The organism is Mitsuaria sp. GD03876 (assembly GCF_029840635.1).
Lineage (GTDB): Bacteria > Pseudomonadota > Gammaproteobacteria > Burkholderiales > Burkholderiaceae_C > Roseateles.
The window spans coordinates 1-12,884 of sequence record NZ_JAOCCU010000002.1; the positions used below are offsets into that span (position 1 = coordinate 1).

Consider the following 12,884-nt stretch of genomic DNA (forward strand, 5'->3'; position numbering starts at 1 on the left):
CCGGCGACGCCGCCTCGCAGGCGCAAGCCCAGGCGCAGTTGTCCGCCGACCGCATGGCGGCGCAAACGCCGCGCTTCGGCGAGACGCTGCTGCTGGGGCTCAAGATCAACGGCGTCGCCCAGCCGCAGACGGTGCGCGCGGTGCGCGTGCCCGAGGGGCTGGCGATCCCGCAGGCGCTGTGGACCGAGCTCCAGTTCCGGCCTCCCGGCGTGCCGCCGCGGATGATCGACGGCGAGCTGCACCTGATCCTGGGCGACGGACCCGGCGAGCTGATGCGCTGGCGGATCGAGGAGCTCAGCCAGACGCTGGAGATCGACGCGCCGCCGCAGGCGTTCTCCGACCAGCAGATCGAGGTGGCCCGCGCCGCGACGCAGGTGATGCTGCCGTCGACCTTCGGCCTGTACGCCAACTACGACGTGCAATGGCAGCGGCGGCTGGGCGGCGACGGCAACGTCGACGGCGTGACGGAACTCGGCGTGCTGACGCCCGCGGGCGACCTCAACCACCAGCAGCTGTACCGCGGCGGCCAGGACGGCGGCTGGGTCCGCCTGGACACCCGATGGACGCTGGACCGGCCTGAGCGGCTGACCCGCTGGCGGATCGGCGACAGCGTCGCGCAGCCGGGCAGCTGGGGGCAGGCGATGCGCTTCGGCGGCGTGCAGTGGGGCACCGATTTCTCGTTGCGGCCGGGCTTCCTCAGCTTCCCGCTGCCGACGCTGCGCGGCGAGGCGACGCTGCCGTCGACGGTGGACGTCTTCGTCAACAACAGCCAGCGGCTGCAGGGGCGGGTGCAGCCCGGCCCGTTCGACATCAGCGACCTGCCGCTGGTCACCGGCCAGGGGGAGATCCGCACCGTCGTGCGCGACCTGCTGGGCCGCGAGCAGGTCGTCACGCAGCCCTACTACATCAGCGCGTCGCTGCTCAAGCCGGGACTCTCGTCCTACAGCGTCGAGACCGGCTGGCTGCGGCTGAACTACGGCATCGACAGCAACCGCTACGGCCGCGCGATGGTGGCCGGCACCTGGCGCCACGGCCTCACCTCGTCCTTCACCCAGGAATGGCGCGGCGAGCTGACGGCCCGCCAGCAGGCCGTCGGCGCGACCGGGCTGTGGCTGGTCCCGGCGCTGGGCACGATCAGCGTCGCGGGCGTGGCCAGCCGCAGCGACGACCCGGCCGCGCGGCGCGGCGGGCTGGTCTCGCTCGGCGTCGAGCGCCAGGGCATGGACTGGAGCGGCGGCGTGCAGGTCAAGCGCGCCAGCGCCGGCTTCACCCAGCTCGGCAGCCCGGTGTTGCCGAAGTGGAGCGTGTCGGCGTCGATCGGCACCTCGTGGCGGCAGTGGGGGCTGGGCCTGGGCGTGGTGAACCAGGGCGCGCCGCAACGGCCCGCGCCCGACGGCCAGCTGCAGGTGGCCAACCAGCTGTGGTCCTTCAACGCCAGCCGCTCGCTGGGCAACTGGGGCTTCTTCGGCCTGTCGGCGCTGCGGGCGGGGCATGGCGGCGGCACGGCGATCTCGGTGTTCTGGAGCCTGCTGCTGGACGGCAACAAGAGCCTGTCAACCGCCTGGCAGGGCCAGCGCGGCGCCGGCCAGCAGTCGCGCGACCTGTGGCAGGTCCAGCTGCAGAGCAACCCGCCGATCGGCGAAGGCATCGGCTACCAGCTGCTGGCCGAGTCCAGCGGCCGCCAGCAGGCGCAGGCCCAGTGGCAGACCAACCGGGTGGCGCTGGACGGCGGCGTGTCGCGCCTGGCCGGCAAGACCGACGTGCGGCTGGGCGCCAGCGGCGGGCTGGCCTATGTCGACGGCGGCGCGTACGCGAGCCGGCGCATCGATGGCGGCTTCGCGGTGGTGCAGGTCGGCGACCAGGCCGGCGTGCGCGTCACACACGACAACCAGCCGGTGGCGCGCACCGACGCGCGCGGCCGGGCCTTCCTGCCGGCGCTGCGCGGCTACCAGGTCAACCGCGTCGGCGTGGTCGCGGACGACCTGCCGCTGGATGCGGAGATCGAGGCGCTCGAGCTGCAGGTCACGCCGGCGGCGCGCAGCGCGTCGGTCATCCGCTTCCCGATCCAGCACACGCAGACGGCCACCTTCACCGCCGTCGACGAGGCCGGGGAGGCGCTGCCCCCCGGCACCGAGCTGCGGCTCGCCGGCAGTCCGCGCGGCTTCCCGATGGGGCTGGACGGGCGGGCCTACATGGCCGGCCTGCTGCCCGAGCCCGGCACCGTCCAGCGCGTGCTGGCGGTCCGCGAAGGCGCGGCGCCCTGCGTGATCGACCTGCGCCTGCCCGAGCGCGCGCCGGAACTGCCCGACCTGGGCACGCTGACCTGCCGGCCGCCCGCGCCAGCGGCTTCCCCCTCCGCTTCGAAGGAGTCGCCATGATCCCGTCTCCGCGTTCCGGCTCCGGCGTTCGCCGCGGCATCCCATCGCGCTTGTCGTGGCGCCTTCTCTGTCGTCTCGCGCTCGCGGCGGCGCTGCTGCTCGGCGCCGGCGCCGCCCAGGCGCTCTGCATCCCCGCCGTGTGCTCCTGCACCGCGCAAACCACCGGGCTGCTGTTCGCCAACTACAACCCGCTCGCCTATGGGAACACCGACACCACCGGCACCGTGTCCATCAAGTGCGGCGGCGTCGCGGGACTGCTGATCCCGTTCACCATCGCGTTCAGCACCGGCACCGGATCCAGCTACAGCGCGCGACGCATGGCGTCCGGCGCCAACCAGCTCGGCTACAACCTCTACGCGGACTCGGCCTACACCACCATCTGGGGCGACGGCACCGGATCCACCGTCACCGTCGGGGCCACGCTGCTGCTGGATGTCGTCAGCTTGCTCGGGACCGCGACCTACACCGTGTATGGACGCATTCCGGCGAGGCAGGTCACGACGGTGCCCGGGGGGCCGTATACCGACGCGGTGACTGTCACCATCACGTATCAGTGAGGCTGACTCCGCCTGCAGCGGTCCGGGCGTTGGCCGCCATGGCATGGGGCCACAGGCGGCAAGCGCCTGAACCCCATGCCATGCCGTCCCCAACCACCACCGTACTTCCCCGGTTTTGCGACCGAGGACTGCGTGACGGGGCGAAGACCAGTCAGTCGAAGGACCGGTTCTTCACGACGGCGTAGCGATCCATCGTCGCCATGCGCGCCGTCTCGTGACGCACGATCGGCTCGGGATAGTCGCGGCCCAGCACCACGCCGCAGGCGGCCAGCTCCACGGGCTTCGCCAGCCATGGGGCATGGATCAGCTTCGCGGGAAGCTTCGCGAGTTGAGGCAGGTAACGCTTGATGAACTTGCCATCCGGATCGAACTTCTCGCTCTGGTTCACCGGATTGAAGATGCGGAAATACGGCTGCGCGTCGCAGCCGCTGGACGCCGCCCATTGCCAGCCGCCGTTGTTGGCGGCCAGGTCGAAATCGATCAGCTTCTCCGCGAAGTACGCCTCGCCGCGCCGCCAGTCGATGCCCAGGTCCTTGATCAGGAAACTCGCCGTCACCATGCGCAGCCGGTTGTGCATGTAGCCCGTCTCGTTGATCTGGTGCATCGCCGCATCCACCAGCGGATACCCCGTCCGGCCCTGGCACCAGGCCTCGAAGTCGGCGTCCGCCTCCGGACCCTCCGCCCAGCGGATGCGGTCGTACTCGGGCCGGAACGCCCGCTCCGCGACGCGCGGATGGTGATGCAGCACCTGGTGATAGAAGTCCCGCCAGATCAGCTCCGACAACCAGGTCCTCGCCCCCTCGCTGCCACCCTCGGTGGCGTAGCCCCGCGACCACGCCTCGCGCGCCAGGCGCCGGATCGAGATCGTGCCGAAGCGCAGGTGCGTGCTCAGGTAGCTCGGCCCCTTCGCGGCCGGGAAGTCGCGCGTCTCGCCGTAGCGGTCGATGCGCTCGAGGAACTCGTCGAAGAGCCGTCGCGCGCCGCCGCTGCCGCCGCCCAGCGCCGCCGCCAGCCCGGCCGGCTCGAAGCCGATGTCGCCCAGCGACGGGATGCCCCGCGGCATCGACGGCGGCAGCGGCGCGAGGTGCGCCGCGTGGCGCGCCACCGGGTAGCTGCTCAGGAAGAAAGGCGTGATCTCGCGTAGCCACGCGTTCTTGTAGGGCGTGAAGACGCCGTAAGGCTGGCGTGAGCCGGTGAGGATCTCCGAGCGCTCGAAGACCACGTGGTCCTTGAAGCTTTCCACCTGCACGCCGCGTGCGAGCAGCGTCTCGCCGACTGCCGCGTCGCGCCGCAGCGCGTCGGGCTCGTCGTCATGGTTGAAGTACAGCGCGTCGATGCCGAGTTCCGCGGCCAGGGCAGGGATCTGCTCGCGCGCCGCGCCGTGGCGCACGATCAGGCCGGCGCCGGGGGCGAGGGCCGCCAGGTCGGCGTCCAGCACCCGCAGGGCGTCGAGGATGAACTCGACGCGCCGGTCCGCGCGGGGCAGGGCGTCCAGGATGTCGGTGTCGAGCACGAAAGCGCAGTGGACGCGCTCGTGGCGCTGGAGCGCGCGGTGCAGCGCGGCGTGGTCGTCCGCGCGCAGATCGCGCCGGAACCAGACAAGGGCGTTCATGGAGGCGGAGTGTCGGTGAAATAGAATCCGCCCCTATGTCCAAGGAACGCATCGACCTGACCAACCAGTTCCTGATCGCCATGCCGGGCATGGTGGACGAGACCTTTGCCGGCTCCGTCGTCTACCTGTGCGAGCACAACGAGAAGGGCGCGCTGGGACTGGTCATCAACAAGCCGATCTCGCTGACCCTGGGCAACCTGTTCGAGAAGGTCGAGCTCGAGCTCGGCGACGAGGACATGGCCGCGCGGCCGGTGTTCTTCGGCGGTCCGGTCCAGACCGAACGCGGTTTCGTGCTGCACGAGCCGCTGGACGAGCAGGGCAACCACTACAACGCGACGCTCGCCGTGCCCGGCGGGCTCGAGATGACCACCAGCCGCGACGTGCTGGAGGCGCTGTCCAGCGGCGCCGGCCCCAAGCGCGTGCTGGTCACGCTGGGCTACAGCGGCTGGGCCGCCGGCCAGCTCGAGGAAGAGATCGGCCGCAATGGCTGGATCACCGTCGACGCCACGCCCGAGATCATCTTCGACACGCCCATCGAGGAGCGCTACGACAAGGCGCTCGCCCTGCTGGGCATCGATCCGCGCATGCTCAGCCAGGAGGCCGGGCACGCATGAATTCCGGAGGCGTCATGACCCCCATGAACACCGCTTCCCCCTCCGCTTTCGTCTCCCCTCTCGGTTTTGACTTCGGCACCAAGCGCCTCGGCGTGGCGACCGGCAACCGGATGCTGGGCAGCGCGCGCGGGTTGCGGACGATCACCGAGCAGGGCGATGCGCGCTGGGCCGCGATCGCGGCGCTGATCCAGGAGTGGCAGCCCGACGCGCTGGTGATCGGCGTGCCGCGCCATCCGGACGGCGCCCCGCATGAGATGACCGCCCGCGCGCTCAAGTTCGCCGGGCAACTGCGCGGCCGCTACCGGCTGCCGGTCGTGGAAGTCGATGAACGCTACACCAGCGCGGAAGCCCAGTCCCAGGGCGCGCGCGACCTCGATGCCGCCAGCGCGGCATTGATCCTCGAACAATTCTTCCGGGAACACCCATGAGCACATTGCACCTCGACGCGGAAGCGCTCTACGCCGACCTCGCGCGCGGCGTCCAGCGGCTGCTGCAGCCCGACTGCGCGCTGGTCGGCATCTGGTCAGGCGGCGCCTGGCTGGCCGAGCGCCTCCAGCAGGACTTGCAGCTGGCGGGTCAGCACGGCGTGATCTCCAGCGCGCTGCACCGCGACGACTTCGGCAGCAAGGGCATGAACGCGAGCGCCGACCACACCAAGCTGCCCTTCGAGGTCGAAGGCCGCCACATCCTGCTGATCGACGACGTGCTCTACACCGGCCGCACGACGCGCGCGGTGATCAACGAGCTGTTCGACTTCGGCCGCCCCGCCAGCGTGACGCTGGCCGTGCTGGTGGACCGCGGCGGCCGCGAGCTGCCGATCGAGCCGGTGTTCTCGGCCGCGCGCGTCGCGGTCGCGCCCAACCAGCGACTGAGCCTGGCCAAGGACGAGTCCGGCCGCTTCAGCTTCGACGTGAAGGGGGACTGACCCATGCTGAGCAAACGCAACCCCCAACTGAACAAGCACGGCGAGCTGATCCACCTGCTCTCCACCGAAGGCCTGCCCAAGGCCATCCTCCACCAGATCCTGGACACCGCCGGCACCTTCCTCTCGGTCAACGACCGCGAGGTCAAGAAGGTGCCGCTGCTGCGCGGCAAGTCGGTGTTCAACCTGTTCTTCGAGAACAGCACCCGCACCCGCACCACCTTCGAGATCGCCGCCAAGCGCCTGTCCGCCGACGTCATCAACCTCGACATCGCGCGCTCCAGCACCGCCAAGGGCGAGACGCTGCTCGACACGGTGGCCAACCTCTCGGCGATGCATGCCGACATGTTCGTGGTCCGCCACAGCGAGTCGGGTGCGCCCTACCTGATCGCGCAGCACTGCGCGCCGCATGTCCACGTGGTCAACGCCGGCGACGGCCGCCACGCGCATCCGACGCAGGGCCTGCTGGACATGTACACGATCCGCCACTTCAAGAAGGACTTCACCAACCTGACGGTGGCGATCGTCGGCGACATCGTGCACTCGCGCGTCGCGCGCAGCGACATCCACGCGCTGACCACGCTGGGCGTGCCGGAGATCCGGGCGGTGGGCCCGAAGACGCTGGTGCCGGGCGACCTCAAGGACATGGGCGTGCGCGTGTGCCACGACATGGCCGAGGGCGTGCGCGACGCCGACGTGATCATCATGTTGCGCCTGCAGAACGAGCGCATGAGCGGCGCGATGCTGCCCAGCGCGGGCGAGTACTTCAAGAGTTTCGGCCTGACGCCGGAGAAGCTGGCGCTGGCCAAGCCCGATGCGATCGTCATGCATCCGGGCCCGATCAACCGCGGCGTGGAGATCGCGTCCAACGTCGCCGACGGCGCGCACAGCGTGATCCTGCCGCAGGTCACCTTCGGCATCGCGGTGCGCATGGCCGTGATGTCCATCCTCGCGGGGAACGAAGCATGAAGATCCTGATCCAGAACGGCCGCCTCCTCGATCCCGCTTCGGGCCTGGACCAGGTCGGCGACCTCGCCATCGCCTCGGGCCGCATCGTCGGACTCGGCGGCGTGGGCGACTTCAGCGCGGACCGCGTCATCGACGCGAGCGGCCTGGTCGTCGCGCCGGGGCTCGTCGACCTCGCCGCGCGGCTGCGCGAGCCGGGCCACGAGCACGAGGGCATGCTGGAGAGCGAGCTCGCCGCGGCGGCCGCGGGCGGCGTGACCAGCCTGGTCTGCCCGCCCGACACCGACCCGGCGCTGGACGAGCCCGGCCTGGTCGAGATGCTCAAGTTCCGCGCCCGCAAGCTCAGCCGCTGCCGGCTGTTCCCGCTGGGCGCGCTGACGCGCGGCCTGGCCGGCGAGTCGCTGACCGAGATGGCCGAGCTGACCGAGTCGGGCTGCGTCGGGTTCTCGCAGGCGCATGTGCCCATCCGCAACACGCTGACGGTGCAGCGCGCGATGCAGTACGCGGCCAGCTTCGGCTACACGCTGTGGCTGCACGCGCAGGATCCGTGGCTCAGCGGCGGCGTCGCGGCCAGCGGCGCGGTGGCGACGCGGCTGGGCCTGTCCGGCGAGCCGGTCGCGGCCGAGACGATCGCGCTGCACACGATCCTGGAGCTGGTCCGCGTGACCGGCTGCCGCGTCCACCTGTGCCGCCTGAGCAGCGCCGCCGGCGTCGAGCTGCTGCGCCAGGCCAAGAAGGACGGGCTGCCGGTGACGGCGGACGTCTCGATCAACTCGCTGCACCTGAGCGATGTCGACATCGGCTACTTCAACCCGTCGATGCGGCTCACGCCGCCGCTGCGCCAGCAGCGCGACCGCGACGCGCTGCGCGCCGCGCTGGCCGACGGCACGATCGACGCGCTGGTCAGCGACCACAACCCGGTCGCGGCCGACGAGAAGTCGCTGCCCTTCGCCGAGGCCACGCCGGGCGCGACCGGCCTGGAGCTGCTGCTGAGCCTGGCGCTGCGCTGGGGCCAGGACGAGGGCCTGTCGCTGGCGCGCACGCTGGACACGATCACCGGCCGCCCGGTGAAGGTGCTGGGCGGCGCGCTGGGCTCGCTGGCGGCGAGCGCGGGCCGGCTGGTCGAGGGGGGCGTCGGCGACGTCGTCGTCTTCGATGCCGAGGCCAGTGGCGCGGTCACTCCGGAGCGGCTGGTCAGCCAGGGCAAGCACACGCCGTTCTCGTTCGACATCACCGGCTTCGAGCTGCCGGGCCGCGTGCGCTTCACGCTGGTGGCCGGCACGGTCGCCTACGAATCGCTGGTCACCGACGTCGAGCGGACCGCCTGATGCGCGCCGCGGTCGGCGCGTGGCGCGCGCTGCGCATGCTTGCCCACATCCTGCACGGGATCTACCTGGTGCAGTTCCGTTGGGGCGGCCTGGACACGCCGGCGAGGCAGCGCTACGTCGGCTGGTGGTCGGGCAAGCTGCTGCGGGTGCTGGGCGTGCGGCTCGAGTCGCCCGGTCCGCAGGCGAGCGCGCCGCGGCTGATCACGGCCAATCACATCTCGTGGCTGGACATCGCGGCGATGCACGCGGTGATGCCGGAGGCGCGTTTCGTCTCGAAGGCGGACATCGCGACCTGGTTCCTGGTGGGCAAGCTGGCGACGGCGGTGGGCACGCTCTACATCGAGCGCGCGAGCAAGCGCGACGCGCTGCGCGTGGTGCACAAGACGGCCGAGGCGCTGGCCGCGGGCCAGACGGTGGCGGTCTTCCCCGAGGGCACGACCGGCGCCGGTTATCCGCTGCTGCCGTTGCATGGCAACTTGCTGCAAGCGGCGATCAGCACCCACACGCCGCTGCAGCCGGTGGTGCTGCGCTGGCACCAGCCCGGCAAGCCGTACAGCGAGGCTGCCCAGTACATCGGCCAGATGTCGTTGATGGAAAGCCTGTGGCGAATCCTGACGGCGAAGGACCTGGCCGTCGAAGTCCGCTCGCTCGACGCGATGCCGACCGAGGGCATGGATCGCCGCCACCTCGCCGAAGCTCTCGCACAGGCGATCTCAACCGCACTCCCAAGGCCCTAGACCCTCGGTCGGTCAGGGACGGCAAGGCGTGGGGTTTCGGCGCTTGACGACGAGGCCCCATGACTTGGCGGCCAAGCGCGCCAGTGAGGGCAGGTGGGCGGCCCCAAGGTCCGCCACCCCCCCCCCGGCGACCTGCTTCCAGATCGCCCGTCACCGGGTACGCCGGCTGCCCTGGCCGGCCGGATTGGTGCGAGGATCCGCCGATGCTGCTCTGCTTTGACGACGAACAGGACCTGGCCACGCGGCTGGCCAGGGAGTTGGGCCGCCCGATGGGCGTGATCACGCGACATCGTTTCCCCGACGGCGAAGTCCGGCTGGTGCTGCCCAAGCCGCTGCCCTCGGACATCATCGTGCTGCGCGGTTTGCAGCATCAACCGAACGACCGCCTGGTGGAGTTGCTGATCGCCGCGCCCGCCGCCCGTGGCTGGGGCGTGCGGCACCTGGCGCTGGTGGCGCCGTACCTGGCCTACATGCGGCAGGACATGGAGTTCACCCCCGGCGAGGCGGTGAGCCAGCGCCACATCTCGGCGCTGTTGTCGACGCAGTTCGACCGCGTGGTGACGGTGGACCCGCACCTGCACCGGATCTCGAGCCTGGACGAGGTGATGCCGCCGGGGCGCGGGATCGCGCTGTCGGCGGCGGCGCTGCTGGGCCGCTTCATCGCGACGCAGGTGCCGGGGGCGGTGCTGGTCGGCCCGGACGAGGAGTCGGCCCAATGGGTGGCCGAGGCGGCGCGCGCCGCGAAGCTGGACCATGCGATCGGCCGCAAGGTGCGCTTCGGCGACACGCAGGTGCAGCTCGCGTTCCCCGATCTGGACGTGCGGGGCCGCGCGGTGGTGCTGCTCGACGACATGGCCTCCACCGGCCGGACGTTGATGGGCTCGGCGCGCGAGGCGCTCGAGCGTGGCGCGGCCAGCGTCGACGTCGCGGTGACGCATGCGCTGTTCAACGGGGACGCGCTGCCGGCGCTCCGGGAGGCCGGCGTGCGCCACATCTGGAGCAGCAACGCGGTGCCGCACGAGAGCAACGCGGTCTGCATCGCCGAGCTGCTGGCGACCGCGCTGCGGCGCAAGTGAGCGCGGCCTGACCGAGCCTTAGGCCTTGCCCTGGTTCGCCACCGCCGCCGCGGCCTTCGCGGCGGCCTCGGCGTCGCCGAGGTAGTAGCTCTTGATCGGCTTCAGGTCCTTGTCCAGCTCGTAGACCAGCGGAATGCCGTTGGGAATATTCACGCCAACGATGGCTTCGTCGGCGATGCCGTCCAAATACTTCACGAGAGCCCGGATCGAGTTGCCGTGGGCCGCGATCAGCACGCGTTGTCCCGACAGAATCGCGGGTGCGATCTGTTCGTTCCAGTAGGGCAGCACGCGGGCCACGGTGTCCTTGAGGCACTCGGTCAGCGGAATGTCCGATGGCTGCAGGCCGGCATAGCGGATGTCGCCGCGCTCGCTGCGCGGGTCCGACGCTTCCAGCGCCGGTGGCGGGGTGTCATAGCTCCGGCGCCAGACGAGCACCTGCTCGTCGCCGTACTGCTTGGCCATGTCCGCCTTGTTCAGACCCTGAAGGCCGCCGTAATGGCGTTCGTTCAGGCGCCAGCTGTGCCGCACCGGCAGCCACTGGCGATCCATCTGGTCGAGGCAGTGCCACAGGGTCCAGATGGCGCGCTTGAGCACCGAAGTGTGCGCGACGTCGAAATCGACGCCCGCCTCCTTCAGCAGCCGGCCCGCCTGCTTGGCCTGCTCCACGCCGGTGGGGGTCAGATCGACATCGGTCCAGCCGGTGAAGCGGTTCTCGAGATTCCAGGTCGATTCGCCATGGCGAATCAGCACGAGCTTGTACATGGGTCTTGGATGAGTTCGTGAGGTTTGGCCGGGTTCCGGCAGGCCCGGCGGATTCTAGAGGCAGCCCTCCAGGGCCCGCGCCTCAAGAAGCCTTCCGGACCGCCGACAACTGCTTTCGCAACGGGCGAAAGGCGCACCCGCGCCCCAACTCGGTTCGTGAGAAGAACACGCCCGCATCGGGCTTTAACGCTGTACAGGAGTACTTGCAATGATGGTGGTGAAGAACTTGCGCATGACGCCGCTGGCGCTGGCGCTGGTGGCATTCGGCGCGCAGGCGCAGGGCCAGTCGGATTCGATGTTCTCGTTCTCCGGCTTCGGCACGGTCGGCCTGACCGGCACGACCAAGGACGGCGCCGAGTACGTCATCCCCGGCCAGATGCACGGCGCGGACAAGAACGTCAGCGGCGAGGTCGACTCCAAGCTGGGCCTGCAGGGCACGGCGAAATTCAACCCGATGTTCTCGGCCACCGTGCAGGTGCTGACCAAGCAGAACGGCAAGGGCAACTGGACGCCGCAGGTCGAGTGGGCCTTCGCCAAGTGGCAGGCCACGCCGGGCCTGGCGGTCCGCGCCGGCCGCATCGGCGCGCCGTTCTTCGCGGTGTCGGACTTCCGTGACGTCGGCTACGCCAACACCTGGCTGCGCCCGCCGATCGACGTCTACGGCCAGGTGCCGTTCAGCCACTTCGACGGCGCCGACGTCAACTGGACCACGCAGGTCGCCGGCAAGACGGTGACGGTGCAGGCGCTGGCCGGCAACACGACGGACCACGCCAACCAGATCAAGGTCGAGGTCAAGAAGATGGTCGGCGTCAACGCCACCATCGAACTGGCCGACGGCCTGACGCTGCGCGCCGGCCACGTGCAGGGCAAGCTGACCGCCCACAGCGACACCACGCAGGCGCTGGTCGGCCTGCTGCGCCTGACGCCGTTCGCCTCGGTCGGCGACCAGCTCGACACCACCAAGAAGGACGCCAGCTTCTCCGGCGTCGGCCTGACCTACGACGAGGGCCAGTGGGTCGTCGCCGCCGAGTACACCAAGCGCCGCACCGACTCGCTGGTGCCCGACACCACCGGCTGGTACACGACGGTCGGCTACCGCGTCGGCAAGTTCACGCCGTACGCGACGCTGTCGCGCCAGAAGACGGACAGCAGCAACGTCGACAACACGATCCCGGCCGGCCTGGTCGTGGCCGGCCTGCCGCTGCGCGCGATCGTGGACGGTGCCCTGGCCAGCCAGAGCACGCCGCAGAAGACCATCGCCGTGGGCGTGCGCTGGGACGCGTGGCGCAACGTCGCGGTCAAGGCGCAGTACGACAGCATCAAGACCACCGGCGCCGGCCAGTTCACCAATGTCCAGCCGGGCTTCAACAACGAGCGCGTCGGCGTCTACAGCGTCGCTGTCGACTTCGTGTTCTAAGACGCAGAGGCCTCCATGCAGTTCAACATGATCAAGCCCATGATCGGCGCGGCGCTGTTCGCCGCCGCCGTGGCCGCGCAGGCGCAGGTCGCCGTCGTGGTCAATCCGAAGAGCCCCATCGCCAGCATGTCCGCCGACCAGGTCGCGAGCATCTTCCTGGGCAAGTCCAACCAGCTGCCCAACGGCAGCGCCGCGCAGGCGGTGGATTTGCCGGACAGCGCCGCGGCGCGCGAGCATTTCTACTCGAAGGCCACCGGCAAGTCCTCCGCGCAGGTGAAGGCCGCGTGGTCGCGCCTGGTGTTCTCGGGCAAGGGCACGCCGCCCAAGGAACTGGGCAGCTCGGCCGACGTCAAGAAGTTCGTCGCGGCCAACGCCGACGCGATCGGCTACATCGAGAAGTCGGCCGTCGACGGCTCGGTGAAGGTGGTGCTCAGCGTCGACTGACGCCGGGCGCGCGGGGCGGCCACGGCCGTCCCGCCACCGCCGGCACGCGTCCGCACAGATGGACCGGCCGG

Annotated in this window: 13 protein-coding genes; 11 read left to right on the top strand and 2 right to left on the bottom strand. The window is 70.5% G+C overall.

Annotated elements, in window-relative coordinates; all coding sequences use genetic code 11:
• Together N5D62_RS01430 and N5D62_RS01435 are read left to right on the top strand one after the other, a co-directional pair.
• Positions 1-2,378, top strand: a 2,378-nt coding sequence (locus N5D62_RS01430; RefSeq protein ID WP_279755614.1) for a fimbria/pilus outer membrane usher protein, incomplete at its 5' end; no start/stop codon positions are given.
• Positions 2,379-2,428: 50 nt separating this feature from the next.
• Positions 2,429-2,935 carry a spore coat U domain-containing protein gene (locus tag N5D62_RS01435; RefSeq protein ID WP_279755615.1) on the top strand — a complete coding sequence of 169 codons (507 nt, stop codon included), beginning with the start codon at positions 2,429-2,431 and terminating at the stop codon, positions 2,933-2,935.
• Between the two features lie 151 nt (positions 2,936-3,086).
• On the opposite strand, the gene N5D62_RS01440 is transcribed toward N5D62_RS01435, so the two are convergent.
• The gene (locus N5D62_RS01440) at positions 3,087-4,547 is read right to left on the bottom strand and encodes a deoxyribodipyrimidine photo-lyase (protein WP_279755616.1); all 1,461 of its coding nucleotides are present in this window, start codon (positions 4,545-4,547) and stop codon (positions 3,087-3,089) included.
• Positions 4,548-4,582: 35 nt separating this feature from the next.
• On the opposite strand from N5D62_RS01440, the gene N5D62_RS01445 reads away from it, so the two are divergent.
• The 7 genes from N5D62_RS01445 (at position 4,583) to N5D62_RS01475 (ending at position 10,190) form a co-directional block, all read left to right on the top strand.
• The gene (locus tag N5D62_RS01445; protein ID WP_279755617.1) at positions 4,583-5,161 is read left to right on the top strand and encodes a YqgE/AlgH family protein; all 579 of its coding nucleotides are present in this window, start codon (positions 4,583-4,585) and stop codon (positions 5,159-5,161) included.
• A gap of 14 nt (positions 5,162-5,175) precedes the next feature.
• Complete coding sequence (gene ruvX / locus N5D62_RS01450; RefSeq protein WP_279755618.1) at positions 5,176-5,589, top strand: Holliday junction resolvase RuvX; 414 nt, start codon at positions 5,176-5,178, stop codon at positions 5,587-5,589.
• Positions 5,586-6,086 (top strand): bifunctional pyr operon transcriptional regulator/uracil phosphoribosyltransferase PyrR, encoded by a 501-nt coding sequence (gene pyrR / locus N5D62_RS01455; protein ID WP_279755619.1) that lies wholly within the window; start codon positions 5,586-5,588, stop codon positions 6,084-6,086. Before ruvX ends, pyrR begins: the two co-directional genes overlap by 4 nt.
• Positions 6,087-6,089: 3 nt before the next feature.
• Positions 6,090-7,052 carry an aspartate carbamoyltransferase catalytic subunit gene (locus tag N5D62_RS01460; protein ID WP_279755620.1) on the top strand — a complete coding sequence of 321 codons (963 nt, stop codon included), beginning with the start codon at positions 6,090-6,092 and terminating at the stop codon, positions 7,050-7,052.
• Complete coding sequence (locus tag N5D62_RS01465; RefSeq protein ID WP_279755621.1) at positions 7,049-8,377, top strand: dihydroorotase; 1,329 nt, start codon at positions 7,049-7,051, stop codon at positions 8,375-8,377. The genes N5D62_RS01460 and N5D62_RS01465 overlap by 4 nt, the downstream gene beginning before the upstream one ends.
• On the top strand, positions 8,377-9,114 hold the full coding sequence (locus N5D62_RS01470) for a lysophospholipid acyltransferase family protein (RefSeq protein ID WP_279755622.1): 738 nt from the start codon (positions 8,377-8,379) through the stop codon (positions 9,112-9,114). The genes N5D62_RS01465 and N5D62_RS01470 overlap by 1 nt, the downstream gene beginning before the upstream one ends.
• Positions 9,115-9,317: 203 nt before the next feature.
• The gene (locus N5D62_RS01475) at positions 9,318-10,190 is read left to right on the top strand and encodes a ribose-phosphate diphosphokinase (protein ID WP_279755623.1); all 873 of its coding nucleotides are present in this window, start codon (positions 9,318-9,320) and stop codon (positions 10,188-10,190) included.
• Positions 10,191-10,208: 18 nt separating this feature from the next.
• On the opposite strand, the gene gpmA is transcribed toward N5D62_RS01475, so the two are convergent.
• Positions 10,209-10,952, bottom strand: a complete 744-nt coding sequence (gpmA, locus tag N5D62_RS01480) for a 2,3-diphosphoglycerate-dependent phosphoglycerate mutase (RefSeq protein WP_279755624.1) — start codon at positions 10,950-10,952, stop codon at positions 10,209-10,211.
• Positions 10,953-11,163: 211 nt separating this feature from the next.
• Here gpmA and N5D62_RS01485 point away from each other — a divergent pair, with 211 nt between their 5' ends.
• On the top strand, positions 11,164-12,369 hold the full coding sequence (locus N5D62_RS01485; protein ID WP_279755625.1) for a hypothetical protein: 1,206 nt from the start codon (positions 11,164-11,166) through the stop codon (positions 12,367-12,369).
• A 27-nt stretch (positions 12,370-12,396) separates the two neighbouring features.
• Entirely contained in the window at positions 12,397-12,813 is a 417-nt protein-coding gene (locus tag N5D62_RS01490) for a hypothetical protein (protein WP_279755626.1), read from the top strand.
• Positions 12,814-12,884: the final 71 nt, after the last annotated feature.